The following is a 24,788-nucleotide window of genomic DNA, read 5'->3' as shown; positions in this document are numbered from 1 at the left end:
CGGGAGCCGCCTGGCGCGGCACCGCTATATATAGTGGCGATCGCGGTGCGGTCAAGCGCGACGACCGCCCGCCACTGTCTCAAAAATGAAAAACGGATTCGTCTGCCGGCTCGACCAGAGCAAAGCGCGGCACCTTCTCGCCGGCCACTTCCACCGTCTCGCAGAACATCTGCAAGGGCCTGAGCCAATAACCACGCTCGCCGTAGAGAGCCTGATAGACAACCATCGGCTCTTCACTCTCGGAATGTCTGGCAACACCGAAAACCTGATACTCAGGTCCCTTGTAATGCCGATATCGTCCGGGCTGCAGCTGCATGACGAACCTCTGAAAATCTTTGTACAGAAAATAAAAAAGCCGGGGCACTGGGCCCCGGCTGTCGATCAGCGAATGCTTAGATGCGTTCGAAGATCGTGGTGATGCCCTGGCCCAGACCCACGCACATGGTGGACACGCCAAGAGTACCGCCGTTCTGCTTCATCACGTTCAGCAGGGTGCCGGAAATACGCGCACCGGAGCAGCCGAACGGGTGACCCAGCGCGATGGCGCCGCCATGCAGGTTGACCTTCTCTTCCATCTTGTCGAGCACCTTGAGGTCCTTCAGCACAGGCAGGGCCTGGGCAGCGAAGGCTTCGTTGAGCTCGAAGAAGTCGATGTCGTTGATGGTCAGGCCAGCGCGCTTGAGCGCCTTCTGGGTGGACGGAACCGGACCGTAGCCCATGATCGCCGGATCAACACCGGCAACCGCCATGGCGCGAACCACGGCCATCGGCTGGATGCCCAGATCCTGGGCGCGTTGGGCGCTCATGACGATCATGCAGGAAGCGCCGTCGGTGATCTGCGAGGAAGTGCCCGCAGTCACGGTGCCGCCTTTCGGGTTGAACGCAGGCTTCAGTGCAGCCAGGCTCTCGAGGGTGGTTTCCGGACGGATGGTTTCGTCGAAGTCGAAAACCTTCAGGAAACCGTTCTCGTCGTAGCCCTGCATCGGGATGATTTCATCCTTGAACTTGCCTTCGACGGTGGCCTTGTGCGCCAGACGGTGCGAACGCTCGCCAAAGGCATCCTGCTGCTCGCGGGTGATGCCGTGCATCTTGCCCAGCATTTCGGCAGTCAGACCCATCATGCCGGACGCCTTGGCAGCGTACAGCGACAGCTGCGGGCTCGGATCGACGCCATGCATCATGCCGACGTGGCCCATGTGCTCGACACCGCCGACGACGAAGACGTCGCCGTTGCCGGTCTGGATTGCCTGTACGGCAGTGTGCAGTGCGCTCATCGAGGAGCCGCACAGACGGCTGACGGTCTGGCCGGCGCTGGTGTGCGGAATGCGGGTCATCAGCGACGCCATGCGGGCGATGTTCCAGCCCTGTTCCAGGGTCTGGTTGACGCAGCCCCAGATCACGTCTTCGACTTCGGCCGGGTCCAGCTTGGTGTTGCGTGCCAGCACGCCGTCGATCAGCAGCGCGGACATGGTCTCAGCGCGGGTATTACGGTGCATGCCGCCCTTGGAACGACCCATCGGGGTACGACCGAAGTCGACAATGACTGCATCTCTAGGATTCAGGCTCATATCTTCACTCTCACTCGATTAACCGTAGAAGCTCTGGCCCTTGGCGGCCATTTCGCGCAGCTTCGCGGTCGGGTGGTACAGCGGGCCCAGGTCGGCGTACTTGTCGGCCAGCGCAACGAATTCGGCAACGCCGATGGCATCGATGTAGCGCAGCGCGCCGCCACGGAAGGGAGGGAAGCCGATGCCGTAGATCAGGCCCATGTCGGCCTCGGCAGCGGTCTCGACGATGCCGTCTTCCAGGCAACGCACGGTCTCCAGGCACAGGGCGATCATCATGTAGTTGATGATGTCCTCATCGGACAGCTCGCGCTGTTCGGCCACGACCGGCTTGAGCAGCTCGTAGGACTGCGGGTCGACAACCTTCTTCGGCTTGCCACGCTTGTCCATCTCGTAGGAGTAGAAGCCCTTGCCGTTCTTCTGACCCAGACGATTGGCCTCGTACATGACGTCGACGGCAGTCTTGGTGCTGTCCTTCATGCGATCCGGGAAGCCCTCGGCCATGACGTCACGACCGTGGTGGCCGGTGTCCATGCCGACGACGTCCATCAGGTACGCCGGGCCCATGGGCCAGCCGAACTTCTCCATCACCTTGTCGGCGCGAACGAAGTCGACACCGTGGGCGATCAGACGAGCGAAGCCGCCGAAGTACGGGAACAGCACGCGGTTGACCAAGAAGCCGGGGCAGTCGTTGACCACGACCGGGCTCTTGCCCATCTTCTTGGCGAAGGCAACGGTGGTGGCGATGGCGGTCTCGCTGGACTTCTCGCCACGGATCACTTCCACCAGCGGCATCATGTGCACCGGGTTGAAGAAGTGCATGCCGCAGAAGTTTTCCGGACGCTTGAGCGCCTGCGCCAGGTAGGTGATGGAGATGGTCGAGGTGTTGGAGGCGATGATCGCATCTTCGCGAACATGACCTTCCACTTCGGCCAGCACGGCGTGCTTGACCTTGGGGTTCTCGACCACGGCTTCGACGACGATGTCGACGTTGCCGAAATCACCATAGGACATGGTCGGGCGGATGGCGTTGAGGGCATCGGCCATCTTGGCCGGGCTCAGACGGCCCTTCTCGACGCGCTTGCCGAGCAGCTTGGACGCCTCGTCCAGGCCCATCTTGATGCCTTCCTCGCGGATATCCTTCATCAGGATCGGGGTGCCCTTGACGGCGGACTGGTAGGCGATGCCGCCACCCATGATGCCGGCGCCGAGTACGGCGGCCAGTTTCACGTCACGCGCCTGCTTGTCGTAGGCCTTGGCCTTCTTCTTCAGCTCCTGATCGCTCAGGAACAGACCGACCAGACTCTGTGCCACGGAGGTCTTGGCCAGCTTGACGAAGCCCTGGGCCTCGACTTCGATGGCCTTGTCGCGGCCGAAGTTGGCGGCTTTCTGCATGGTCTTGATGGCTTCGACCGGGGCCGGATAGTTCGGGCCGGCCTGGCCTGCAACGAAACCCTTGGAGGTTTCGAAGGCCATCATCTGCTCGATGGCATTGAGCTTGAGCTTCTCCAGCTTGGGCTGACGCTTGGCCTTGAAGTCCAGCTCGCCGGCAATGGCGCGCTTGACCAGGTCCAGAGCAGCTTCCTGAAGTTTTTCCGGGGCGACTACAGCATCGACTGCGCCGGCTTTCAGCGCGGCGTCGGCACGGTTTTCCTTACCGCTGGCAATCCACTCGATGGCGTTGTCCAGGCCGATGACGCGCGGCAGACGCACGGTGCCGCCAAAACCCGGGTAGATGCCCAGTTTGACTTCCGGCAGGCCGACCTGAGCGGTGGCGCTCATGACACGGTAGTCAGCCGACAGGCACATCTCGAAACCGCCACCCAGGGCGATGCCATTGATGGCTGCGACCGTGGGTACGTTGAGGTCTTCGAAATCGCTGAAGATCTTGTTGGCGTCGAGGTTGCCGGCAACCAGCTCCTCGTCGGCCATCTTGAAGTTGTCGACGAACTCGGTGATATCGGCACCGACGATGAACACGTCCTTGCCGCTGCTGACGATGACGCCCTTGACCGACGCGTCGGCCTTGATGGCATCGACGGCCTGGCGAAGTTCGTTGAGGGTGAGGCGATTGAACTTGTTGACGGACTCACCCTTGAGGTCGAATTTCAATTCGACGATGCCGCTCTCAAGAGCCTTAACCGTGATGGCTTTACCTTCGTAAATCATCAACTGATCTCCACGGTATGGAAGCTGAACAGTACACGCCGGACGCCGGATTGCGGGCTCTCCCGCGGCGACTGTCGAGGATAGCCCCAATCAGCCAGGCATACCCGCCGGCGCGATAATCGGGGAGTTGGAGAGGCGCCGCACGGCGGCAAACGCACAATTCATACGCCCGTTTGATTCGGGTGCGCACACCTTCAGGGAAAAGCGGTCGATTGTCAATCAGGCCGCCCTGGCGCGGCAGTTTCAACCATTGCCTGGAAAAACGCCACCAAACCGCCGACGCATCACGCCCGCATGGGGGTTTACCCTGCGCGGGACGCGGTCATACTGAACGCTCGTCACTTAAGGAGGAGACACCATGATCTACCAGCACGTACTGGTCGCTGTGGATTTCACCGAAGAATGCCACCCGGTCATCCAGCGCGCCCAGACCCTGGCGCGGGCCTGCAACGCCCGCCTGTCACTGGTGCATGTGGTCGAGCCGATGGCCATGGCCTTCGGCGGCGACGTGCCGATGGATCTGTCGATGCTCCAGCAGCAGCAGTTCGAACAAGCCCGCGAGCGCCTCAACACCTTCAGCGGCCAGTATCCGGAACTCGCCGCCGACCAGCGCCACCTCGCCTACGGGCAGCCGCGTCAGGAGATTCACCGTCTGGCCGAAGAGCAGCAGTGCGACCTGATCGTGGTCGGCAGCCATGGCCGTCACGGCCTGGCACTGTTGCTCGGCTCGACGGCCAACGACCTGCTGCATGGCGCGCCCTGCGACGTACTCGCCGTACGCCTGAAGAAGGCCGACTAGCCTCAGTCGAAGCCCTCTCCGGCGCTCATCACCAGCGGCCGGATCTTCTGCAGCTGGGTCTCCAGCGAGTGGGTCATGCTGGTCGAGATGGAGAAGAAGGTAAGGAAGGCCTTGAGGCTGGAGTCGCCTTCGCAGGTGTCATGGATGCGCTGCCAGAAGGCCTGGTTGACCAGCTGCAGCTGCTGGAACATGCGCACCAGCCCCTTGAGCTCCCAATCGGCATGGCGCCCCTCACGCATGTTGAAGTACTGCCTTGCCAGATAGAGGGACACCGCACGCAGCACGAACTCCTGTGAACTGGCGAACGGCAGGTGTTGGTGCGCCATCGGCCGCAGCTTGTTCGACAGCGGGCAGGCACTGGTCGCCATGATCAGCCCGAGCAGTGAGCGCAGGCCTTCCTCGATGCCGACCTCCTTGGCGTACTCGCGCTCGGGCGTGAGCACCTGGACCGTGACCTTGCGAAAAGCCGGCAGGCCGCGAAAGTCCTCGATGACCCGATGCAGATCGACCGCAGCGGGACAGTGACTGAACTGTTCCTTCTTCAACGGACAGTTGCTGCACTGGTTGTAGTCCAGGCAGGTCCACTTCGGCAGCTTTCCGGAGAGATCGGCCTGATAGGGCCGATCCTTCTCGATGCTGTATTGCAGGTTGCGTCCGTCGTCCAGGGTGATGCGGTATTCGATAGCCATTGCTTCTCCGACAGGCTTTTCTTATAAGGCTTCCAGCTCCGCCCAGCGCTCGATAAGTCCATCCAGCTCCTGCTGCAACTGCTGCAGACGCTCCAGTACCGGCGCCGTTTCCCCGACCGCACGCTGGTAGAAGGCCGGATCGCTCGACTCGGCATGCAGTCTCGCAAGCTCTTTCTCGACCGCGTCGATCCGTTCCGGGATGGCTTCCAGCTCGCGCTGAAGCTTGTAGCTCAGTTTCTTGCGCACCGGAGCGACTTCACTCTGGACCGGCGCAGGCTCCACTTCTTTATAGGACTCCGGCTCAACCGCCGTCTTGCGCTCCGCAACGCCGAGCAGACGCGGCGAGCCCCCCTGGCGCAGCCAGTCCTGATAACCGCCGACGTATTCGCGGACCCGACCCTCGCCTTCGAAGACCAGGGTGCTGGTGACCACGTTATCGAGAAACGCCCGATCGTGACTGACCATCAGAACTGTACCTTCGAAACCCATCAGTACCTCTTCAAGCAGCTCGAGGGTTTCCACGTCAAGGTCGTTGGTCGGCTCATCCAGCACCAGCAGGTTGGCCGGCTTGCTGAACAGCTTGGCGAGCAAGAGGCGTGCCCGCTCCCCGCCGGAGAGCGCCTTGACCGGTGTTCTGGCGCGCTGCGGACTGAACAGGAAGTCTCCCAGGTAACTCATGACATGCCGGCTCTGGCCGTCGATCACGATGAAGTCGCGACCCTCAGCGAGGTTGTCCATCACGGTCTTTTCCAGGTCGAGCTGGTGACGCAACTGGTCGAAATAGGCCACTTCAAGTCGCGTGCCGACCTTCACGCTGCCGCTACTGGGCTCAAGATCACCGAGCAGCAGCTTGAGCAGCGTGGTCTTTCCGGTGCCGTTGGCACCCAGCAGACCGATACGGTCACCGCGCTGCAGGACCATGGAAAAATCGCGGATCAGCGGCTCGCCGCCGGCGTGGGCGAAGCTGACGTTCTCGACCACCATCACCTGCTTGCCGGACTTGTCCGCCGACTCCAGCTGGATGTTGGCATTGCCCTGGCGCTCGCGCCGCTCACGCCGCTCGTTGCGCATTTCCTTGAGCGCACGGACGCGCCCCTCGTTGCGGGTGCGGCGGGCCTTGATGCCCTGACGGATCCATACCTCCTCCTGCGCCAGGCGCTTGTCGAACAGCGCATTGGCGACCTCCTCGGCGGCCAGCTGCTGTTCCTTGTGCACCAGGAAGCTGGCGTAGTCGCCATCCCAGTCGATCATCCGGCCGCGGTCGAGCTCGAGAATCCGGGTGGCCAGGTTCTGCAGGAAGGAGCGATCGTGGGTAATGAACAGCACCGCGCCCTGAAAGCCCAGCAGCGCCTCTTCCAGCCAGGCGATGGCGCCGATGTCGAGGTGGTTGGTCGGCTCGTCGAGCAGCAGCAGATCGGGCTCGGCGACCAGCGCCTGCGCCAGCAGAACCCGTCGACGCCAGCCGCCGGACAGTTCGGCAAGGGTCTTGTCGGCAGGCAGCTGCAGGCGACTGAGGGTGCTCTCGACCAGTTGCTGCAGACGCCAGCCATCCTTGGCTTCCAGTGCCTGCTGGACATGCATCAGCTTGTCCAGGTCCTCGTCGTCATGAATGTTCTGACTCAGATGGTGGTATTGCGCCAGCAGGCTGCCGACGCCGTCGAGGCCTTCGGCAACCACATCGAACACGGTGCGCTCATCGGCCAGCGGCAGCTCCTGTGGCAACTCGCCGATCTTCAGCCCCGGTGCACGCCAGATGTCGCCTTCATCCGCCGCCTGACCACCCTTGACCAGGCGCAGCAGACTGGATTTTCCGGTCCCGTTGCGACCGATGATGCAAACCCTCTCGCCGCGATCGATCTGCCAGGACACCCCGTCGAGCAGGGGCATGGCGCCGTAGGCGAGGGATACATCGGTGAACTTGAGCAGGGACATGGGCTTCTCCGGAAAACAGGCGCGCATTCTAGCGACTCGGGCGAAATGCGTAGTGGCATTTTTTCATCATTCTGGCGGTCCGTTGGCGCTTTCACCGCGCCACGCCAAAAGCTAAGCTACCGGCCTTCACGGCGGCCATGGGCCGCCATCGCAGTTGTCCTACCGGAATTCCCATGCGCGATCGCCTGATCAGTCTGTCCTGCTGCCTGCTTCTGTCCCTTGCCCTGCCGAGCACCGCCCCAGCCGCCAGCCTCGCGCAACAGCGCCTGCAGTACGACGAGGCCAAGCGTGCGTTGGCCAAAGGCGACAGCGCTCCCTATCGCCGCCATGCCAACTCCCTGCGCGACTATCCGCTGGAACCCTATCTTGCCTACGACGAGCTGACCGCGCGCCTGAAGTGGGCAAAGAACGAAGAGATCGAGAAGTTCCTCGTCGAGCATGGCGATCTGCCGCAGATCGGCTGGATGAAACTGCGCTGGCTGCGCTGGCTGGCCGAACGCGGCGAGTGGGAAACCTTCGTCAAGCACTATGACCCCGCACTGAATTTCACCGAACTGGACTGCCTCTATGGCCAGTATCAGTACAAGCATGGCAACCGCGCCGACGCTCACGCCACCGCCGAAAGACTCTGGCTGGTCGGCAAGTCGCAGCCTGCTGCCTGCGACACTCTTTTCAGCGAATGGCGCAGTGCCGGACAGCTCACCGAGCAACTGCGCTGGAAGCGCGCACGCTTGGCCCTGGAAGCAGGCAATCAGGGCCTGGCCGCTTACCTGGTCAAAGGTCTGGTCAAGCTCGACAAGCACGGCAAGCTACTGCTGGAGGTCGCCGCGAAGCCGGCGATTCTGGCCCAGAGCGAGCGCTTCGCCCCTGCCGACGAGGCCATGGCCGACGTGGTCGGCCTGGGTCTGCGACGACTGGCCAGACAGGACCCGGAGCGCGCACTCGCGTTGCTCGACACCTACGGCAAGCGACTGCCCTTCTCCAGCGACGAAAGGGTCGCCATCGCCCGGCAGATCGGCCTGACCCTGGCCAAGCGCTTCGACCGCCGCGGTCTGGCAGTGATGAGTCAGTACGACCCGCAGCTGCGCGACGACACCGTATCCGAATGGCGCATGCGCCTGCTGCTGCGCCTGGGCCAGTATCAGGACGCCTACCAGCTGTCCATGCAGCTACCGGCGAGCCTGACGCAGACCAATCGCTGGCGCTACTGGCAGGCACGCAGCCTGCAACTGGCTCAGCCCAACAGCAGCGAGCCGGTGTCGCTATACAAGCCGGTGGCCGGCGAGCGCGACTTCTACGGATTCATGGCCGCCGACCAGTTGAAGACGCCCTATCAACTGAACAACCGTCCGCTGGCGCTGGACGCCAAGGTGACGCAGAAGGTGCGCAACACGGCAGGCATCCGTCGGGCGATGGAATTTCATGCCCGCGGGCAGATCGTCGATGGCCGACGCGAGTGGTATCACGTCAGCCGCCTGTTCAGCCGCGACGAGCTGGTTGCCCAGGCGCGGCTGGGCTACGAGCTGGGCTGGTACTTCCCGGCCATCCGCAGCATCAGCCAGGCGCAGTACTGGGATGACCTGGACGTGCGTTTCCCGGTGGTGCACCGCGCCGAGCTGACGCGCGAGGCCAAGCTGCGCGGCATCAACTCGACCTGGGCGTTTGCCATTACCCGTCAGGAAAGTGCCTTCATGGCCGATGCTCGCTCGCATGCCGGCGCCATGGGCCTGATGCAGCTGATGCCGGCCACAGCCAAGGAAACCGCGCGCCGCTACTCGATTCCGCTGGCCTCGCCCCAGCAGGCACTGGTACCGGAAACCAACATCAAGCTGGGCACCGCCTATCTGAGCCAGGTACACAACCAGTTCAAGGGCAATCGCATCCTCGCCTCGGCGGCCTACAACGCCGGTCCCGGACGCGTGCGCCAGTGGTTGCGCGATGCCGAGCACCTGCCCTACGACGTCTGGGTTGAGAGCATTCCCTTCGATGAGACCCGCCAGTACGTGCAGAACGTACTGACCTACGCGGTGATCTACGGCGACAAGCTGGACACCCCGCAACCCCTGGTCGAATGGCACGAGCGCCACTTCGACCAGTGATGCAATTCGGGCGCTATTCGAGAATTTCGACCGGCGCCCCCTCCTCCAGCACGCCGTGCCCGGGGTGCAGCAGGTTCTGCCCGAAATACACCTCACCGTCGCGCAGACGATGGCGTTTGAGCGTTTCCAGCGGCTCGCGATCGGCGTCCCGCTGGCCGTTCTGCGGGTCGATGGTGGTGATGATGCAGCGCGAGCAGGGTTTCACCAGCCGCAGCTCCACCGCACCGATGCGGATGCGTTTCCAGCCGTCCTCGGCATAGGGCGCTGCGCCCTCGACCACCAGGTTCGGCCTGAAGCGCAACATCTCCAGCGGCCGACCGACCTGGGCCGACAGCTCCTCGAGCGAGTTCTGACCGATCAGCAGCAGCGGATAGCCATCGGTGAAGGCCGTGCGTTCACCGCTGACGGTGTACCTGGGGTCGACTTGACGGGCTCGGGCAGACGGCTGGTAGAGCAGGCGGCAGCGACGCCCAAGCCACTGCTCGAGCCAGGCGGCCGCGGCATCACCGGCGTCGGGAACATTCAACTCGCTACCCCACAGTTGCGTGTCGCGCAGGGCAGTGTCGGCATCCGGCAACCAGACCCGCTGCGGCGGCATTCCCGGTGCATCCAGCTGCAGGCAGTCGGCGTCAACCCAGCGCGCCTGCAACAACGCCATCTGCGGTAGCAGGCGCTGGCTGAGAAAGCGCCCGCTGTCGGCGTCGATCAGCATCCAGCGGCGGTCACCGAGCAGACCCAGCGCATCCAGCTCGCTGCGGGCAAGGCGCTCGCCCATGCCGGACTTGAGCGGATAACGGTAGATGGCTGAGAGACGCAGCATGCGGGCGACTTCCTGTGGCCGGAGGAAGCCGCCTTTATACGTAGCGGGAGCTAGGCAGACAAGCCGGCATCAGCCGGCGGGCTGATCCCGCATCAGGCGGTCGCGGACCACGTCGACCAGCTTGTCCGGCTGGAACTTGGAGAGGAAGTTGTCGCAGCCGACCTTCTTCACCATGGCCTCGTTGAAACTGCCGGACAGCGAGGTGTGCAGTACCACGTAGAGATCGCGCAGGCGCGGGTCCTTGCGGATCTCGGTGGTCAGCCGGTAACCATCCATCTCGGGCATTTCGGCATCGGTGAAGACCATCAGCAGACGGTCGGTGACGACCTCACCGGCGTCCGCCCACTTCTGCAGCATGCGCAAGCCCTTCAGGCCGTCGCTGGCGGTGTGCAGCTTGACGCCGAACTGCACCAGGGTGTCGCGCAACTGACTGATGGCGACACTGGAGTCGTCGACCAGCAGCACTTCCCGACCGCGGGCGCGGGCGAGCACCGGATCGGCGAGACGTTCGGGAGCGATGCGTGCGTCGTAGGGGACGATCTCCGCGAGCACTTTCTCGACATCGATCACCTCGACCAGGTTGTCATCGACCCGGGTGATGGCAGTGAGGTAGTGCTGGCGACCCGAACCACCCGGCGGCGGCAGGATCGACTCCCAGTTGAGGTTGACGATGCGGTCCACGCTGCCGACCAGGAAGGCCTGCACGCTACGGTTGTATTCGGTGACGATGATGGTGCTGTTCTGGTCAGGCTTGATCGAGCGCATGCCGATCGCCTGGGACAGATCGATCACCGGAATGGTCTGGCCGCGCAGGTTGATCACGCCGCAGACGCACGGATGACGCTGCGGCATCAGCGTCAGCCGAGGCAGCTGTAGTACCTCCTGAACCTTGAACACGTTGATCGCGAAAAGCTGTCTGCCGGTCAGGCGGAACATCAGGATTTCCAGGCGGTTTTCACCCACCAACTGCGTGCGCTGATCGACCGAGTCGAGAATGCCGGCCATGAGGGAATTCCTCCGAGTAAAGACTGCCCGGCGTCCCAGCCTCGCAGCGAATAGCAGGATATCGGCGCGTTGCGCCGGAACTGAACCGCGTCAACGCATCATGCCGCGCCGACCGGCGCCACACCAGCCCTGCCGGGCTGTTCACCGCATAGGGGTTTCCCCGATATCGGCGAACCATCCCCCCCATTATCGTCCGCTTTAGAAAAAAACCACGGGACACCAATGTGCTCGCTTACTGCTCTCTCTGGATCGGCCTGATCCTCGCTGCCCTCGCCTACCGCCTGCAACTGACCTGGCTGATGATCGGCGCGCTGCTGATCTGCGCAGTGGCGGCCTTCTTCCTGCTGCCACGGCGCGCGGTCGTCGCTGCAGAAGTCGCCCCGACGCAGGTCCTGCCGCCCTCGCGCATCGACCTCGAGCCGCTGCTGATGCAGGTGGCGCCGGAGTGGGATCACAGCCTCGGGCAGGTACGCCGCACGGTGCAGGACAATATCCAGGCACTGTTCGAACGCTTTGCCACGCTCGACCAGCGGCTGGCCGCGACCCTCGACCAGTCCAGCGCTGCCATCGGCGATCAGGGCTTGGCAAGCAGCCTGCGGGAGGCTCGCAGCAGTCTCAACGAGGTCACCGTCGCCTTCCACGCCGCCAGCGCCCGGCGCCAGGGACTGCTGGCCACCATCGGTCATCTCGACAACTACGCCAGCGAACTGCAGGGCATGTCCAAGCTGGTTCAGGACATCGCCAGCCAGACCAACCTGCTGGCGCTCAACGCCGCCATCGAGGCCGCCCGCGCCGGGGAGTACGGGCGCGGCTTCTCGGTAGTCGCCGACGAGGTACGCAAGCTGTCCAGCCTCTCGGCCGAAACCGGCCAGCGCATGAGCGAGAAGGTCAAGGAGATCAATCAGGCCATCCGCGCCACCGTGGTCGCCGCCGAGGAACTGGGCAGCAGCGAAGCGGACAACCTCGCCTATCTCGACCAGGCCACCGGCAAGGTGATGACCGATCTGGGAGGTGACCTGGAGCGCCTCTCCGCCACCTCGGGCGAACTGCAGCAGGAAACCCGGCAGACCCGTGCCAGCATCGAACAGATCGTGGTGAACCTGCAGTTCCAGGACCGTACCGACCAGATGCTCGACCACCTGCAGCACGACCTGCAGCGCCTGCAGAGGGCACTTGCCGACCAGGACGCGATCCTCGCCGAACCGAATCGCTGGCTGAGCGACCTGCGCCGCCAGTTCACCACCGACGAGGAACGCCACGGCAAGCGAAATGCCGCGCCGTCCGACGACATCACCTTTTTCTGACTCGCAAGGAGGCCAGCATGGCCGGCAAAACCATCCTGATCGTCGACGACTCCATGTCCATGCGCCAACTGGTGAAGATGACGCTGACCGCGGCCGGCCACCAGGTGATCGAAGCGGTGGACGGGCGTGACGCGCTGAGCAAGCTCGACGGGCAGAAGATCAACCTGATCATCAGCGACGTGAACATGCCCAACCTGGACGGCATCGGCCTGGTGAAGGCGGTCAAGGCGAATGCCAGCTACCGCTTCACGCCCATCGTCATGCTCACCACCGAGAGCGAGCAGTCGAAGAAGGCTGAAGGCCAGGCTGCCGGCGCCCGCGCCTGGATCGTCAAGCCGTTCCAGCCGCAGCAGTTGCTCAGCGCCGTCGACAAGCTGGTGGGCTGAGCATGTTTCAACTGGAACGCGATATCGCTGCCCCCCGCCTCGAGCTGCGCGGCAGTCTGACCATCTACGAAGTGAACGACGCCCGCACGCTGCTGCTGGAGGCGCTGGGCAGCGCTCCCGTGCAGGAATGGCAGATGGGCCTGGCGCAGCTCGACGAGCTGGACACCGCCGGCGTGCAGTTGCTGTTGTCGGCCCGACACTTCCTGCATGCCGCTGGCGGCAGCCTGCAGCTGGTCGAGGCCGGCTCGGGGGTACTGGAACTGCTCGATCTGCTGCACGTGGCGCAAGCCGATGCGAGGGCGCAATGCTAGACGCCGATCAGTGGAGCCAGCTGCTGGCAAGCTTCGTCGAGGAAGCGCGCGATCTGGCGCGGCAAGCCGAGGAATATCTGCTGCTGCTCGATACACAGCCCGGCAACGAGGACGCGATCAACGGCCTGTTCCGCGCCATGCATACCCTCAAGGGTTCCGCGGGGCTGTTTTCGCTGACGCCGTTGGTGGACTTCACCCACCGTCTGGAAAACCTGCTGATGGCGGTGCGCGACGGCCAGCGCCAGCTGGACCCGACGCTGATCTCGATCATGCTGCGCTGCGTCGACGAAGTCGGCTCGATGATCGAGCTGATAGACCCGGCCAGCGGTCAGCTGGAGGTCGACACCACCCACCAGCAACAACTGCTGCAGGCGCTTGCCGAACATTGCGGCGAGCCCTCGCCAGTGGCGCTGATTCCAGTCGTCGCGGCTGCCAGCGGCTGCAGCAGCAAAGGGCAGCTGCAGCGCTGCGCCAGCTGCGAGGCCGACGGCGCCTGGCATATCTCGGTGCGCTTCCATCCCGACCTGCTGCGCAACGGATTCGATCCGGCCGCTTTTCTGCGCTACCTGCAGCGCCTGGGTGACATCCTCGATCTGCAGCTGATCGACGAGGCACTGCCGGCGCTGACCGAGCTCGATCCGGAAAGCTGCTACCTGGGTCTGGAAATCGGCCTCTGCAGCGCCGCCAGCAAAGCCGAGATCGAGGAGGTCTTCGAGTTCATCCGCGACTTCTGCACGCTGCGTATCCTGCCCCCCGACAGCGCCCTGGCCGACTACCTCGAGCTGATCCAGGCACTGCCGGAAACCGACGGGCGTATCGGCGAGATTCTCGTCAACGCCGGCCTGCTGACGGCCACCGAACTGGCCGAGGGGCTTGCCCTGCAGGGCGCGCAACCCGAGCAACCGCAGCCGCTGGGCAGCCTGCTGGTGGAACAGGGCATGGTCGTCGCCCAGGCGGTGGACGCAGCCCTGAACAAGCAGCAGACGGTGCGCGAGAAACGCCTGCAGGAAAGCGCGCAGATCCGCGTCGCGGCGCACAAGCTCGACGAGTTGATCAACCTGGTCGGCGAACTGGTGATCAGCGCCGCCGGGGCGCACCTGCGGGCGCGGGCCAATGGCGATGGCGCCTGCATGGAAACCACCGGGCTGGTCAACCAGCATGTCGAACAGATCCGCGAGGCGGCGCTGAAGCTGCGCATGATCGAGATCGGCGACACCTTCAACCGCTTTCACCGCGTGGTCCGCGATGTCAGCGAGCAACTGGGCAAGAACATCCGCCTGGAAATCCGCGGCGCCGACACCGAACTGGACAAGGCGGTGATCGACAAGCTGGGCGATCCGCTGACCCACCTGGTGCGCAATGCCATGGACCATGGCATCGAGTCCGCCGCTGAGCGCCTGGCCGCCGGCAAACCCGCCGAGGGCCGGCTGATTCTGGACGCCTTTCACGAGTCGGGCATGGTGGTGATCGAGATCCGCGACGACGGCCGCGGGCTGAACAGCGCGCGCATTCGCGCCAAGGCCGTGGAACGCGGGCTGATCGATCCGGCCGCCAACCTTTCCGAAGCGGAGATTCATCGACTGATCTTCGCCGCCGGCTTCTCCACCGCCGACACGGTTTCCGACCTGTCCGGCCGTGGCGTGGGCATGGACGTGGTGCGCAGCGCCATCGATGCCCTGCGCGGCACCGTGGAAATCGAGTCCCGAGCGGGCCTCGGCAGCACCTTCCGCATCCGCCTGCCGCTGACACTGGCGATCATCGATGGCTTCCTGATCAGCCTTGGCGAGGATCACTTCGTGATCCCCCTGGACATGGTCACCGAGTGCCTGGAAGTCGACGGTCAGCAACTTACCGGCGCTTCCTACGGCTATATCAGCCTGCGTGGCAGACCCCTGCCCTGCCTGTCCCTGGCCAGCCACTTCGGCTTGCCGGAAAGCACCGAAGGCAGACGCAACATCGTCGTGGTCAGCCAGGGCCGACAGCAGGCCGGGCTGATCGTCGATCACCTGCATGGCGAACTGCAGACCGTGATCAAACCCCTGGGCCGCCTGTTCCAGCATCTGCAGGGAATCGGCGGCTCGACCATCCTCGGAACCGGTCAGGTCGCCCTGATCCTGGACGTCCCCAGCCTGTTCCGGCACCTGCAACAGACCGTCGACGCGCACCCCGCCGATCCAACCCAGAACCTGCCCCACCCCGACGTCAAAGGTCGGTAGGAGAAACCCCCATGCAAATGCTCCGCAACATGAAAATCGGCGCGCGTCTGATCACCGGCTTTCTGCTGGTCGGCGTGCTCACCCTGGTCATCGGCGTGATGGGCGTGATGAAGCTTGGCGAGGTCAACGACCTGGCCGAGCTGATGTACTCGCGCGAGCTGGTGTCGCTGGAGCAGATCCAGAGCGCCAACATGCAGATGATCTATGCCGGCCGCGCCCTGCGCAGCAGCCTGCTGGCGGCGACCGTCGAGGAACGCGACGCAGCGGTCAGCGACACACGCCTGGCGATTCAGCGCATGCAGGAACTGCTGGAGGCGGCGCGTGACAGCTTCGTCACACCCGAAGGCAAGGCGCAGTTCAACTCGATCGAGCAACCCATGCTCACCTACATCGGCGATCTGGAACGGGTGCTCAAGCTGCGCGAAAGCTCCGACGAGCTGCGCAGCGCCGACGAGATCAGCGCGGCCATGGCGCCCATGCGCGCCTCCGGCAATCGTTTCGACGATCTGATGAGTGATCTGGTGCACCACAAGAAGGAGCGCGCCAGCATCGCCAATGATGAAATCACCACCATCTACCTGGGCGCCCGGACCCAGATGTTCGTACTGATCGCCATTGCCCTCGGCCTGGGTTTTGCGATCGGCCTGCTGGTGACGCGCAGCATCAGTCGCCCGCTGGCCCGCGCCGTCGCTGTAGCGGACAGCCTGGCCGCTGGCGACCTGAACGTGCAGGTCGAAGTGGACAGCAAGGACGAGACCGGCAAACTGCTGCAGGCGATGAAGAACATGACCGAGCGTCTGCGCAGCGTGATGGGCGATGTGCGCAGCGCCGCCGATTCGCTGTCCTCGGCTTCCGAGGAAGTCAGCGCCACCTCGCAGTCGCTCAGCCAGGCGGCCAGCGAGCAGGCCGCCAGCGTCGAGCAAACCACCGCTTCGGTCGAGCAGATGTCGGCCTCCATCGCGCAGAACACCGAGAGCGCCAAGATCACCGACGGCATCGCCGGCAAGGCGGCCAATGACGCGGTTGACGGCGGGCGGGCGGTACGCGACATGGTCGTGGCGATGAAGCAGATCGCCGACAAGATCGGCATCATCGACGACATTGCCTACCAGACCAATCTGCTGGCGCTGAACGCCGCCATCGAGGCCGCCCGTGCCGGCGACCATGGCAAGGGCTTTGCGGTGGTCGCCGCCGAAGTGCGCAAGCTGGCCGAGCGCAGCCAGGTAGCCGCACAGGAAATCGGCGGCGTGGCGAGCAACAGCGTGCAGCTGGCGGAGCAGGCCGGCGCACTGCTCGACCAGATAGTGCCGAACATCCAGCGCACCTCGGACCTGGTCCAGGAGATCACGGCGGCGTCCCAGGAGCAGACCAGCGGCGCCGCGCAGATCAACATCGCCATGGGCCAGATGAACCAGATCACCCAGCAGAACGCCTCGGCCTCCGAAGAGCTGGCCGCCACCTCCGAAGAGATGAACGCCCAGGCCGGGCAGCTGCTCGAGCTGATCAGCTACTTCCGCCTCGACGATAATGCCCGCCAGGCGCCCCGTCGCGAGGCGGCCAGCCCGCGGCGCAGCATGCCGCGTGGCGACGAGTCGTCCGATGATGGCCAGTTCGTCCGCTTCAGCTAGGAGAAGGCGCATGAACAGCACATCCGACGTCGGAGCGGAGACCACCAGCGGGCAGCACCTGTCGTTTCGCGTACGCCAGGCACGCTATGCCCTGCCGATTGAGCTGGTCCGCGAGATCATCGAATACGGGCAGATCACCAGCGTGCCGATGATGCCGCCCTGCATCCACGGCGTGATCAATCTGCGCGGCAACGTGGTGCCGGTACTCGATCTGGCAGCGCGTTTCGGCATGAGCCTGACCGTCCCGGGCAAGCGCACCTGCATCATCATCATCGAGACCAGCCAGGAGGGCACGGCGCAACGCATCGGCCTGGTGGTGGACGCGGTGGACGCGGTCCTCGACATCGAGCCTGCGCAGGTGGAGCCGGCGCCCCCGTTCGGTGCCGGCATCCGTACCGACTTCATCGCCGGCATGGCCCGCGACGAGCAGGGCTTCACCATCATCCTCGACGTCCGCCATGTGCTGTCACTGGATGATCTGCTGCAGCTGGAGCGAGCCCTGGGCGATGTCGGCTGAAAAGGTCCCGCTGCAGGTGCCGCAACTGGGCGAGGCGGAGTTCGCCCGGCTGCAGCAGCTGATGCTGGATGCCTCGGGCATCCGTCTGAACGCGCACAAGCGCACCCTGGTCGCCGGGCGCCTGTTGCGTCGCCTGCGCGCGCTGGACCTGTCGGGCTACAGCGACTATCTGCGCCTGCTGGATCAGCCGGAACAGCAGACCGAACGGCGCCTGGTCATCGATCTGCTGACCACCAACGAGACCTTCTTCTTTCGTGAGCCGCAGCACTTCCGCTTCCTCGCCACCTGGCTGCAGGAGCAGCGACGACCGCTGCGCGTCTGGAGCGCCGCCTGCTCCTCGGGAGAGGAAGCCTACAGCCTGGCCATGCTGCTGGCCGAGCATGCCGGCCACGATGACTGGCGTATCCTCGCCACCGACCTGAGCCAACGCATGCTGGAAAAGGCCCGCGCCGCCATCTACCCCCTCGCCGACAGCCACGCCTTCCCGCCCGGCTGGTTGCAGCGTCACTGTCTGAAGGGCGTCGGCGAGCAGCAGGGACTGTTCCGCATCGGCACCGCGCTGCGCCAGCGCATCAGCGTGCGCGAGCTCAACCTGATGCGTGAGCTGCCTTCTGACGTACCTGTCTGCGACCTGATCTTCCTGCGCAACGTACTGATCTACTTCAACGCGGCGGACAAGCGCGCCATCGTCGCGCGCCTGATCGAGCGGTTGCGTCCCGGCGGCTTGCTGTTCATCGGCCACGCAGAATCGGTGCAGGGTTTCGACCTGCCGCTGAAGTCGCTTGCCCCATCCATTCTCAGGCGTCAGTGATGCCGATCCCGTCCGTGAGGGGGGCACCGCCATGATCAAGGTCTTCATCGTCGACGACTCCGCGCTGGTACGTCAGGTACTGACCACCTGCCTGGACGGCCATCCCGGCATCCGCGTGATCGGCCAGGCCGCCGATCCGCTGTTCGCCCTGGAGAAGATGCAGGCGCAGTGGCCGGACGTACTGGTGCTCGACATCGAGATGCCGCGCATGGATGGCCTGACCTTCCTGCGCAAACTGATGGCCGAGCGCCCCACGCCCACCATCATCTGCTCGACGCTGACCGAGGCCGGTGCCGGCATCACCCTGGAAGCCCTGGCCGCCGGCGCGGTAGGCGTGTTCACCAAGGCCCGGCTGGGACTGAAGGAAAGCCTGCTGCAACTCTCCGCCGACCTGATCCGGCAGATCGAAACAGCCGCGCGCTGCCGCCCGCGCGCGCCGGCTCCCTCGCCGCCCGCAGCCGCAACGCCGGGACCGACGAAAAACGCCGACCCCGGCGCACGTACGCGCCTGACCACCACGGACCGGGTGGTTGCCCTGGGCACATCCACCGGCGGCACCCAGGCGCTGGAACTGGTGCTGCGCCAGTTGCCGGCCGATGCTCCGGGCCTGGTCATCGTCCAGCACATGCCGGAGAAGTTTACCGCTGCCTTCGCCCGGCGCCTGGACGGGCTCTGTCGCATCGAGGTTCGCGAGGCGCAGCACATGGACCGGGTGCGCAACGGCCTGGCGCTGATCGCCCCCGGCGGCCGACACATGCAGCTCAAGCGCAGCGGCGCCCAGTATCTGGTGGAGGTGATCGACGGCCCGCCGGTCAATCGGCACAAGCCGTCGGTGGACGTTCTGTTCCGTTCGGTGGCCAAGCATGCCGGCCACAACGCCCTGGGCATCATCATGACCGGGATGGGCGATGACGGCGCCCGCGGCCTGCTGGCAATGCGCGAAGCCGGCGCCAGCACCGTTGCCCAGGACGAAGCCAGCTGCGTGGTCTTCGGCATGCCCAAGGAAGCACTGGCGCTGGAGGCGGCGCAGTACTGCGAACCCCTGGATGCGCTTGCCAGGGTAATCCTGCAGGGACCGTCGCGCCTGGCTTGACCGGTCAATCTGAGCTTCCGACGAGGGGCAGAACCTTTGTTCGAGCAATCACTCTAGACTCATAACCGTCACGCATGGGGCGTGGCGTTTTGCATGCAGGGAGCTCGCATGAACCCATATCGACCCGACCGTTCCGGCCTAGACCTGGCCAGCGCCGGATGAATTGCCGGCTGTTGCTGGCCGATGATCATGCGCTGATTCGCGCCGGGGTCAGGGCCATGATCGGCGGCGCGCCCGGCTACGAAGTAGTGGGCGAGGCAACCGACGGCGCCGAGGCCATTGATCTGGCCGTGGGACTGGACCCTGACGTGATCCTGCTGGACGTCTCGATGAAGGGTGTCGACGGCCTGCAGGCCCTGCACCGACTGATGGAAGTCGCGCCACGCAGCAAGGTGCTGATGCTGTCGATGCACAGCGACCCGGAAGTCGTCAGCAGCGCCCTGCGTCGAGGTGCCCACGGTTACCTGCTCAAGGACGCGGCGGCTACCGAGTTGCGCACCGCGCTGCAGGCGGTGGTGCGCGGCGAACGCTATCTGAGCTCGGCCATCGCCGCCCCCGTGGTCGAACAGGCACTGACGGCCGCGCGTCTTCGCCCCATGCTGACGCCACGCCAGATCGAGATTCTACGCCTGATCACTCGCGGCGTTCCGGCTCGCAGCATCGCCAGTGGCTTGGGCCTGAGTGTCAAGACGGTGGAAGCCCATCGCGCCCAGATCATGCACCGCCTGGACATCCACGACCTGCCCGGCCTGGTTCTGTATGCCTTGCGCGAGGGACTGATCCACACCGATGACTGATGCTCGAGGGGATCCCGGCGCCGCTCAGACCAGCGCCGGGGTCACCTCGAGCATCGGACAGGCGAGCGGGAGGTGCAGGCTCAGGGCCTGACGGCGCACGCTGAAGCGCATCTGCTCCAGCAGCAGCGGCTCGCCGTCCAGATTGATGTCCACTCCCTCCACCACCTCGACCTCCACCCAGGGCAAGCGCGCGCTTACCGCGACCGAATCGATACCACGCAATCCGCCAGAGAGCACCGTCCCCAGCGTCCCTACCGCGTCGGCGGCCGCTGGTACGATGCACAGATCGAGCAGACCGTCATCGATGCACGCAGAGGGACAGAGCACCTGCCCGCCGCCGGCCTGACGACCATTGCCGATGCCGAATGCGAGGAACTCGCCCTGCCAGTCGAACTCCGGTCCGCGAAAGCGTCCGGACACCGAATGCACCTCGCCCAGCCGGGTGAGCCCGGTGATCAGGTAGGCCGCGCCACCGAGCATCTTCTTCAAGTCTTCCGAGGTGTTTGCGGTGACGCTGGAACCGAAGCCGCCGGTGGCCATGTTGAGGAACAGGGCTTCATTCATCTGCCCCAGGTCGATGGCAGTCGGTTCGTGATCCAGCAGCACCAGCGCTTCCATGGGATCGCCAGGGATACCGGCAGCCGTCGCAAAGTCGTTCGCGGTGCCCAATGGCAGCAGTGCAAGGCTGGCCGAGTGCGGGTGATCGGCCAGCGCCGCCGCCACCTCGCCGAGGGTACCGTCGCCGCCGCCGGCGATCAGCGTCGGGTAACCGGCCTGCAACGCCTCGTCGACCAGGCGCGCGGCATCGCCGGCTTCCCAGGTCACCCGTACATCCAGTTGCCAGCCCAGCGCGCGACGCTGCTCGACCGCGGCGCGCACCTGATCGTTCTGTGCCTGTTTGCCATGCAGAATCAGCATCGCCTTTCGTACGCTCATGCGGATCACCAGGAAGGGGAAGACCGACTTCAGACCACGGCAAGCGACAGAAAGTTGAGCGAATGTTTCAACCGAAGAGTTCGCTGAACGGAATGAAGCCAACCCGTTCGCCAACCTCGAAGGTGACGCCTTCAGGCACTTCCAGCAGCCCGTCGGCCCAGTCGGCGCTGATCAGCAGCCCCGAGCTCTGGTTCGGGTGCGCCAATGCCTGCCCGCCATCCAGTCGCACCCGCAGATACTCACGACGACCGCCCGCCTTGGGCCAGGCGAAGCCCGCCGGCACCTGCAGCCGCAACGGCTGCACCCGCTCGACGCCCAGCCGGCGCAGCAGATAGGGGCGCGCCAGCAGGGCGAAGGTGACCAGGCTCGACGCCGGATTGCCCGGCAGGCCGATCACCGGCACCCCGGCATAGCGACCACAGGTCAGCGGCTTGCCCGGCTTGAGCGCCAGCTTCCACAGCTCGAGCGCGCCCTCCTCGCGCAGCACCTGGCCAAGGAAATCGGCCTCGCCCACCGACACCCCGCCACTACTCAGGATCAGGTCGACGTCCTGCGCCTGCAGCAGCCGCGCGCGGGTCTGCTGGAGGTCGTCCGGCAGAATACCGAGGTCGAGCACGCTGCAGCCAAGTCGACGAAGCCAGCCACCCAGCAGCACCCGATTGCTGTTGTAGATCTGCCCGGGACCCAGCGGCAGGCCGGGCTCGACCAGCTCGTCACCGGTCGACAGCAGCGCGACCCGCAAGCGCCGGCGGACACCCAGTTGCGCCTGGCCAAGGGACGCCGCCAGCGCCAGCTGCACGGGTCCTAGGCGAGTACCGGCACCCAGCACCCGCTGGCCGACTCGGGTTTCCTGGCCTTGCGGGCGAATGTGCCGCTGCGCGATCAGCGGTTGCAGGAAGCGCACCCGTCCGTCTTCGAGCAGCTCGCAGTTTTCCTGCATTTCGATGCAGTCCGCGCCGTCCGGCAGAGGCGCACCGGTGAAGATCCGCGCGCAGCTGCCCGGCTGCAGCGGCGCGGGTGCCTGACCGGCGAAGATCTTCTGGCTGACCGGCAGCGGCTGCCCCTGCCAGTCCGCCAGACGCAGGGCATAGCCATCCATGGCACTGTTCGGCCAGGGCGGCAGATCGACTCCGGCGATCAGGTCTTCGGCCAGTACCCGACCCTCGGCCTCGACCAGACTCAGCGACTCGACCTCCTCGATCGGCTCTTCATCGGCTAGCCGGAGCAACAGCTCCAGTGCCTGATCCAGCGAAAGCAGCGCGGCCATGACTCAGCCCCGCGACTCGCAGGGTGCGGCCTGCTTGAGGTGCGGGACGAAATTGCACGGCCGATGGCACGCATCCAGCTGTTCGGCAAGGATGCCGTCCCAGGCCGTGCGGCAGGCATTGGTCGACCCAGGCAGGCAGCACACCAGGGTGCCATTGGCCAACCCGGCCAATGCCCGCGACTGAATAGTCGAGGTGCCGATGTCGGCGTGGGAGATATGCCGGAACAGCTCGCCGAAACCATCGACCTGTTTGTCCAGCAGGCAGGTGACCGCCTCGGGAGTGCTGTCACGACCGGTAAAGCCGGTGCCTCCGGTGATCAGCACCACCTGTACCTCATCTTCGGCAATCCAGGCGGCGACCTGCGCGCGAATCCGGTAGAGATCGTCCTTGAGCAGCACCCGCGCCGCCAGCCGATGCCCTGCCGCCTGCAGGCGATCAACGAACAACTGGCCGGAGGTGTCGTTTTCCAGCGAACGGGTATCGCTGACCGTCAGCACGGCGATGTTCAGCGCGACGAAGGAGGTCTCTGCCTGGTGGCTCATGGTGCGGGTTCCGGTTGAGGATGGGCGGGGCCGGTGTTATATCACAGCCTTTATCGAGATCAGCCCATGCTCCAGTCGACCCTGCCACCCTGTTCGATCCTCCTGCTTGCCGGTGGCCGCGGCAGCCGCATGGGCGGGCAGGACAAGGGACTGATCGACTGGCAGGGCGTGCCCCTGATCGCCCACCTGCACGCACTGGTACGCCCGCTGAGCGATGACCTGATCATCTCCTGCAACCGCAACCACGACCGCTACCGCGCCTACGCCGATCAACTGGTGAGCGACGCCGACACGAGCTTTCCCGGTCCGCTGGCGGGGATTCGCGCTGCCTTGCAGATCGCCCGACACCCCTGGCTACTGGTGCTGCCCTGCGATACCCCTGGGCTGGATGCAGTCCTGCTCACCGAGCTGCGCCAGCTTGGCGTGCAGCACCCTGCGCAGCCCTGCCTGGCGCGCGAGGACGGACAGTGGCAGCCACTGGTGAGCCTGATCCCACGTGCCCTGGCGGACGAGCTGGAAACAGCCTGGCAGAGCGGCGAACGCAGTCCGTTGCGATTCTTCCTGCGCCACGCCGCGCAGGCGCTGGACTGCCCGGCCGGCGACCCGCGCCTGGCCAACCTCAACACGCCGCAGCTGCTGCGACAGCCCTGATCCGGAACTTGTAGCGGTGCGGTGCCCTCTGAACAGCACTCATCTATGTCTTGGAGGGATATCCAACATGTTTGCACGGAACCTGACCGCTCTGATCTTCATTGGCCTGCTGGCCGGCTGCTCATCCCCGTCGGTCATCACCCTGATCGACGGCCGCGAGATCCAGACCATGGATCAGCCCGAATACGACGACGATTCCGGCTTCTACGAATACGAACAGCTCGACGGCAAGCGGGCGCGGATCAACAAGGATCAGGTACGCGGCGTCAAGGAGCTCTGATCCCAGAGAGGGGCGGCAAACCGGGAATGGAATTTTTTTTGGCCTAACCCCTTGTGGTGCAAAACTTTTTCAGTACAATTTGGCCCACTTCGGAGTGTAGCGCAGCTTGGTAGCGCGTCTCGTTCGGGACGAGAAGGTCGCAGGTTCGAATCCTGTCTCTCCGACCAATCCCGGTTTCAGCCTGTGCAGATCGCACTGAAACCCAAAAAAACCGGCCAAACTGGCCGGTTTTTTCGTTTCTGCGTAACGCAGAAATGCACCAGTCATCCTCCCCTGCCCATCACGTCGGGAACCCGTCTGGATTGTCGCCCTCCTATGCAGGGTCCATTTCAAACGAGGAATTCCGCATGCGCACCCTGCCACTCACCGCTCTGTTCGCTCTCAGCCTATCCGGCACCGCCTACGCCGAATGGCCCAGCGGGGCCCGCGCAACCTACATGGACGAATGCCTGGCGACAGCCCGTCAGACCGTCGAATCAGCGGAAGCGGAAAAGCACTGTGCCTGCGGCGCCGACGTGATCGGCAAGAATTTCAGCACCGAAGAGATTCGCCAACTCAACGACCGCCAGACAGCGCCGCCGGTCGAGCTGCGCGAGCGGCTCTACACCGGCCTGGCCGCCTGCCGTAGCGAAGCGCCCTAAACCGGCCACGGCCGGTGACAACCGCTCTCCGGCCGCCTATGGTGATCACGGTGCCGCCATGGCACCGCTTCACTCACTTGCAAGAGGTTCAAGATGCCCTGGTATGTCTGGCTGATGATTGCACTGGTTTTTGGTTCGGTAATCGGCAGCCTGCTGCTGTTGCGCAACTCCGCGAAGAAACTTCCGTTGAGCGAAGAGCAGTTGCAACGCATCAAGCGACGCAACGTCGAGCAGGACGCCAAGGACGCCAAGGAAGAACGTCGCTGAACCCGGCAGCGCCCTCCTCGTAAGGACGAGACCCGCCAGACCGGCCGCAGCCGACTGACACT

At 64.7% G+C, this 24,788-nt stretch carries 25 protein-coding genes and 1 tRNA gene; 16 read left to right on the top strand and 10 right to left on the bottom strand.

The genetic code is table 11. From position 1 onward, the window contains the following. Positions 1-79 precede the first annotated feature (79 nt). The 3 genes from DBO85_RS13525 to fadB form a co-directional block, all read right to left on the bottom strand. Entirely contained in the window at positions 80-316 is a 237-nt protein-coding gene (locus DBO85_RS13525) for a DUF1653 domain-containing protein (protein WP_108107803.1), read from the bottom strand. A 76-nt stretch (positions 317-392) separates the two neighbouring features. Then, on the bottom strand, positions 393-1,568 hold the full coding sequence (gene fadA, locus DBO85_RS13520) for an acetyl-CoA C-acyltransferase FadA (RefSeq protein WP_108107802.1): 1,176 nt from the start codon (positions 1,566-1,568) through the stop codon (positions 393-395). Between the two features lie 18 nt (positions 1,569-1,586). After that, positions 1,587-3,734 carry a fatty acid oxidation complex subunit alpha FadB gene (gene fadB, locus DBO85_RS13515; protein WP_108107801.1) on the bottom strand — a complete coding sequence of 716 codons (2,148 nt, stop codon included), beginning with the start codon at positions 3,732-3,734 and terminating at the stop codon, positions 1,587-1,589. A gap of 358 nt (positions 3,735-4,092) precedes the next feature. Between fadB and DBO85_RS13505 the strand changes: the two genes are divergently transcribed. Next, complete coding sequence (locus DBO85_RS13505; RefSeq protein WP_108107800.1) at positions 4,093-4,533, top strand: universal stress protein; 441 nt, start codon at positions 4,093-4,095, stop codon at positions 4,531-4,533. Between the two features lie 2 nt (positions 4,534-4,535). Here the strand turns inward: DBO85_RS13505 and DBO85_RS13500 are convergent, their stop codons facing one another. Next, positions 4,536-5,222, bottom strand: a complete 687-nt coding sequence (locus tag DBO85_RS13500) for a DUF6901 family protein (protein WP_108107799.1) — start codon at positions 5,220-5,222, stop codon at positions 4,536-4,538. Positions 5,223-5,243: 21 nt separating this feature from the next. Then, positions 5,244-7,154: an ATP-binding cassette domain-containing protein gene (locus tag DBO85_RS13495; RefSeq protein WP_108107798.1), complete on the bottom strand. Its 1,911-nt coding sequence runs from the start codon at positions 7,152-7,154 to the stop codon at positions 5,244-5,246. Between the two features lie 173 nt (positions 7,155-7,327). Between DBO85_RS13495 and DBO85_RS13490 the strand changes: the two genes are divergently transcribed. Further along, complete coding sequence (locus DBO85_RS13490) at positions 7,328-9,253, top strand: transglycosylase SLT domain-containing protein (protein WP_108107797.1); 1,926 nt, start codon at positions 7,328-7,330, stop codon at positions 9,251-9,253. A 13-nt stretch (positions 9,254-9,266) separates the two neighbouring features. On the opposite strand, the gene DBO85_RS13485 is transcribed toward DBO85_RS13490, so the two are convergent. Then, positions 9,267-10,073 carry an MOSC domain-containing protein gene (locus DBO85_RS13485; protein ID WP_108107796.1) on the bottom strand — a complete coding sequence of 269 codons (807 nt, stop codon included), beginning with the start codon at positions 10,071-10,073 and terminating at the stop codon, positions 9,267-9,269. Positions 10,074-10,142: 69 nt separating this feature from the next. Then, entirely contained in the window at positions 10,143-11,078 is a 936-nt protein-coding gene (locus DBO85_RS13480) for a chemotaxis protein CheV (protein WP_108107795.1), read from the bottom strand. 299 nt (positions 11,079-11,377) lie between these two features. Here DBO85_RS13480 and DBO85_RS13475 point away from each other — a divergent pair, with 299 nt between their 5' ends. From DBO85_RS13475 to DBO85_RS13435, 9 genes are all read left to right on the top strand, one after another. Continuing rightward, positions 11,378-12,382 (top strand): methyl-accepting chemotaxis protein, encoded by a 1,005-nt coding sequence (locus DBO85_RS13475; protein ID WP_177429788.1) that lies wholly within the window; start codon positions 11,378-11,380, stop codon positions 12,380-12,382. Positions 12,383-12,399: 17 nt separating this feature from the next. Beyond that, positions 12,400-12,768: a response regulator gene (locus DBO85_RS13470; protein ID WP_108107793.1), complete on the top strand. Its 369-nt coding sequence runs from the start codon at positions 12,400-12,402 to the stop codon at positions 12,766-12,768. A 2-nt stretch (positions 12,769-12,770) separates the two neighbouring features. Continuing rightward, entirely contained in the window at positions 12,771-13,079 is a 309-nt protein-coding gene (locus DBO85_RS13465; RefSeq protein WP_108107792.1) for an STAS domain-containing protein, read from the top strand. Continuing rightward, positions 13,073-15,295, top strand: coding sequence for a chemotaxis protein CheA (locus DBO85_RS13460; RefSeq protein WP_108107791.1), 2,223 nt, complete (start codon positions 13,073-13,075; stop codon positions 15,293-15,295). Before DBO85_RS13465 ends, DBO85_RS13460 begins: the two co-directional genes overlap by 7 nt. Positions 15,296-15,306: 11 nt before the next feature. Beyond that, positions 15,307-16,923: a methyl-accepting chemotaxis protein gene (locus tag DBO85_RS13455; protein ID WP_108107790.1), complete on the top strand. Its 1,617-nt coding sequence runs from the start codon at positions 15,307-15,309 to the stop codon at positions 16,921-16,923. Positions 16,924-16,933: 10 nt separating this feature from the next. Next, positions 16,934-17,440, top strand: coding sequence for a chemotaxis protein CheW (locus tag DBO85_RS13450; protein ID WP_108107789.1), 507 nt, complete (start codon positions 16,934-16,936; stop codon positions 17,438-17,440). After that, the gene (locus tag DBO85_RS13445; protein ID WP_108107788.1) at positions 17,430-18,251 is read left to right on the top strand and encodes a CheR family methyltransferase; all 822 of its coding nucleotides are present in this window, start codon (positions 17,430-17,432) and stop codon (positions 18,249-18,251) included. The genes DBO85_RS13450 and DBO85_RS13445 overlap by 11 nt, the downstream gene beginning before the upstream one ends. Positions 18,252-18,282: 31 nt before the next feature. After that, a complete protein-coding gene (locus tag DBO85_RS13440; RefSeq protein ID WP_108107787.1) occupies positions 18,283-19,344 on the top strand; it encodes a protein-glutamate methylesterase/protein-glutamine glutaminase in 1,062 nt (353 codons plus the stop codon). Positions 19,345-19,502: 158 nt separating this feature from the next. Next, positions 19,503-20,141: a response regulator gene (locus tag DBO85_RS13435; protein ID WP_108107786.1), complete on the top strand. Its 639-nt coding sequence runs from the start codon at positions 19,503-19,505 to the stop codon at positions 20,139-20,141. Positions 20,142-20,165: 24 nt separating this feature from the next. On the opposite strand, the gene yegS is transcribed toward DBO85_RS13435, so the two are convergent. The 3 genes from yegS to moaB all read right to left on the bottom strand — a co-directional run bounded on the left by yegS (position 20,166) and on the right by moaB (position 22,887). Then, complete coding sequence (gene yegS / locus DBO85_RS13430) at positions 20,166-21,077, bottom strand: lipid kinase YegS (RefSeq protein WP_108107785.1); 912 nt, start codon at positions 21,075-21,077, stop codon at positions 20,166-20,168. A gap of 67 nt (positions 21,078-21,144) precedes the next feature. Continuing rightward, positions 21,145-22,344 carry a molybdopterin molybdotransferase MoeA gene (locus DBO85_RS13425; protein WP_108107784.1) on the bottom strand — a complete coding sequence of 400 codons (1,200 nt, stop codon included), beginning with the start codon at positions 22,342-22,344 and terminating at the stop codon, positions 21,145-21,147. A 3-nt stretch (positions 22,345-22,347) separates the two neighbouring features. Continuing rightward, positions 22,348-22,887: a molybdenum cofactor biosynthesis protein B gene (gene moaB / locus DBO85_RS13420; RefSeq protein ID WP_108107783.1), complete on the bottom strand. Its 540-nt coding sequence runs from the start codon at positions 22,885-22,887 to the stop codon at positions 22,348-22,350. 66 nt (positions 22,888-22,953) lie between these two features. On the opposite strand from moaB, the gene mobA reads away from it, so the two are divergent. From mobA to DBO85_RS13395, 5 genes are all read left to right on the top strand, one after another. Beyond that, positions 22,954-23,538, top strand: coding sequence for a molybdenum cofactor guanylyltransferase MobA (mobA, locus tag DBO85_RS13415; protein ID WP_108107782.1), 585 nt, complete (start codon positions 22,954-22,956; stop codon positions 23,536-23,538). Between the two features lie 67 nt (positions 23,539-23,605). Further along, a complete protein-coding gene (locus DBO85_RS13410) occupies positions 23,606-23,818 on the top strand; it encodes a YgdI/YgdR family lipoprotein (RefSeq protein ID WP_108107781.1) in 213 nt (70 codons plus the stop codon). Positions 23,819-23,908: 90 nt separating this feature from the next. Continuing rightward, positions 23,909-23,985, top strand: a tRNA-Pro gene (locus tag DBO85_RS13405). Between the two features lie 180 nt (positions 23,986-24,165). Further along, entirely contained in the window at positions 24,166-24,459 is a 294-nt protein-coding gene (locus tag DBO85_RS13400) for a hypothetical protein (protein WP_108107780.1), read from the top strand. Positions 24,460-24,552: 93 nt separating this feature from the next. After that, entirely contained in the window at positions 24,553-24,726 is a 174-nt protein-coding gene (locus DBO85_RS13395; RefSeq protein WP_108107779.1) for a DUF2897 family protein, read from the top strand. The last annotated feature ends 62 nt before the right edge of the window (positions 24,727-24,788 follow it).

The organism is Pseudomonas mangrovi, assembly GCF_003052585.1.
Lineage (GTDB): Bacteria > Pseudomonadota > Gammaproteobacteria > Pseudomonadales > Pseudomonadaceae > Aquipseudomonas > Aquipseudomonas mangrovi.
This window is presented reverse-complemented; position numbering and strand designations above follow the sequence as displayed.

Coding starts and splice junctions, on each gene's coding strand:
- DBO85_RS13525 (WP_108107803.1), bottom strand. CDS start 316: ATGCAGCTGCAGCCCGGACGATATCGGCATTACAAGGGACCTGAGTAT.
- fadA (WP_108107802.1), bottom strand. CDS start 1,568: ATGAGCCTGAATCCTAGAGATGCAGTCATTGTCGACTTCGGTCGTACC.
- fadB (WP_108107801.1), bottom strand. CDS start 3,734: ATGATTTACGAAGGTAAAGCCATCACGGTTAAGGCTCTTGAGAGCGGC.
- DBO85_RS13505 (WP_108107800.1), top strand. CDS start 4,093: ATGATCTACCAGCACGTACTGGTCGCTGTGGATTTCACCGAAGAATGC.
- DBO85_RS13500 (WP_108107799.1), bottom strand. CDS start 5,222: ATGGCTATCGAATACCGCATCACCCTGGACGACGGACGCAACCTGCAA.
- DBO85_RS13495 (WP_108107798.1), bottom strand. CDS start 7,154: ATGTCCCTGCTCAAGTTCACCGATGTATCCCTCGCCTACGGCGCCATG.
- DBO85_RS13490 (WP_108107797.1), top strand. CDS start 7,328: ATGCGCGATCGCCTGATCAGTCTGTCCTGCTGCCTGCTTCTGTCCCTT.
- DBO85_RS13485 (WP_108107796.1), bottom strand. CDS start 10,073: ATGCTGCGTCTCTCAGCCATCTACCGTTATCCGCTCAAGTCCGGCATG.
- DBO85_RS13480 (WP_108107795.1), bottom strand. CDS start 11,078: ATGGCCGGCATTCTCGACTCGGTCGATCAGCGCACGCAGTTGGTGGGT.
- DBO85_RS13475 (WP_177429788.1), top strand. CDS start 11,378: ATGATCGGCGCGCTGCTGATCTGCGCAGTGGCGGCCTTCTTCCTGCTG.
- DBO85_RS13470 (WP_108107793.1), top strand. CDS start 12,400: ATGGCCGGCAAAACCATCCTGATCGTCGACGACTCCATGTCCATGCGC.
- DBO85_RS13465 (WP_108107792.1), top strand. CDS start 12,771: ATGTTTCAACTGGAACGCGATATCGCTGCCCCCCGCCTCGAGCTGCGC.
- DBO85_RS13460 (WP_108107791.1), top strand. CDS start 13,073: ATGCTAGACGCCGATCAGTGGAGCCAGCTGCTGGCAAGCTTCGTCGAG.
- DBO85_RS13455 (WP_108107790.1), top strand. CDS start 15,307: ATGCAAATGCTCCGCAACATGAAAATCGGCGCGCGTCTGATCACCGGC.
- DBO85_RS13450 (WP_108107789.1), top strand. CDS start 16,934: ATGAACAGCACATCCGACGTCGGAGCGGAGACCACCAGCGGGCAGCAC.
- DBO85_RS13445 (WP_108107788.1), top strand. CDS start 17,430: ATGTCGGCTGAAAAGGTCCCGCTGCAGGTGCCGCAACTGGGCGAGGCG.
- DBO85_RS13440 (WP_108107787.1), top strand. CDS start 18,283: ATGATCAAGGTCTTCATCGTCGACGACTCCGCGCTGGTACGTCAGGTA.
- DBO85_RS13435 (WP_108107786.1), top strand. CDS start 19,503: ATGAATTGCCGGCTGTTGCTGGCCGATGATCATGCGCTGATTCGCGCC.
- yegS (WP_108107785.1), bottom strand. CDS start 21,077: ATGAGCGTACGAAAGGCGATGCTGATTCTGCATGGCAAACAGGCACAG.
- DBO85_RS13425 (WP_108107784.1), bottom strand. CDS start 22,344: ATGGCCGCGCTGCTTTCGCTGGATCAGGCACTGGAGCTGTTGCTCCGG.
- moaB (WP_108107783.1), bottom strand. CDS start 22,887: ATGAGCCACCAGGCAGAGACCTCCTTCGTCGCGCTGAACATCGCCGTG.
- mobA (WP_108107782.1), top strand. CDS start 22,954: ATGCTCCAGTCGACCCTGCCACCCTGTTCGATCCTCCTGCTTGCCGGT.
- DBO85_RS13410 (WP_108107781.1), top strand. CDS start 23,606: ATGTTTGCACGGAACCTGACCGCTCTGATCTTCATTGGCCTGCTGGCC.
- DBO85_RS13400 (WP_108107780.1), top strand. CDS start 24,166: ATGCGCACCCTGCCACTCACCGCTCTGTTCGCTCTCAGCCTATCCGGC.
- DBO85_RS13395 (WP_108107779.1), top strand. CDS start 24,553: ATGCCCTGGTATGTCTGGCTGATGATTGCACTGGTTTTTGGTTCGGTA.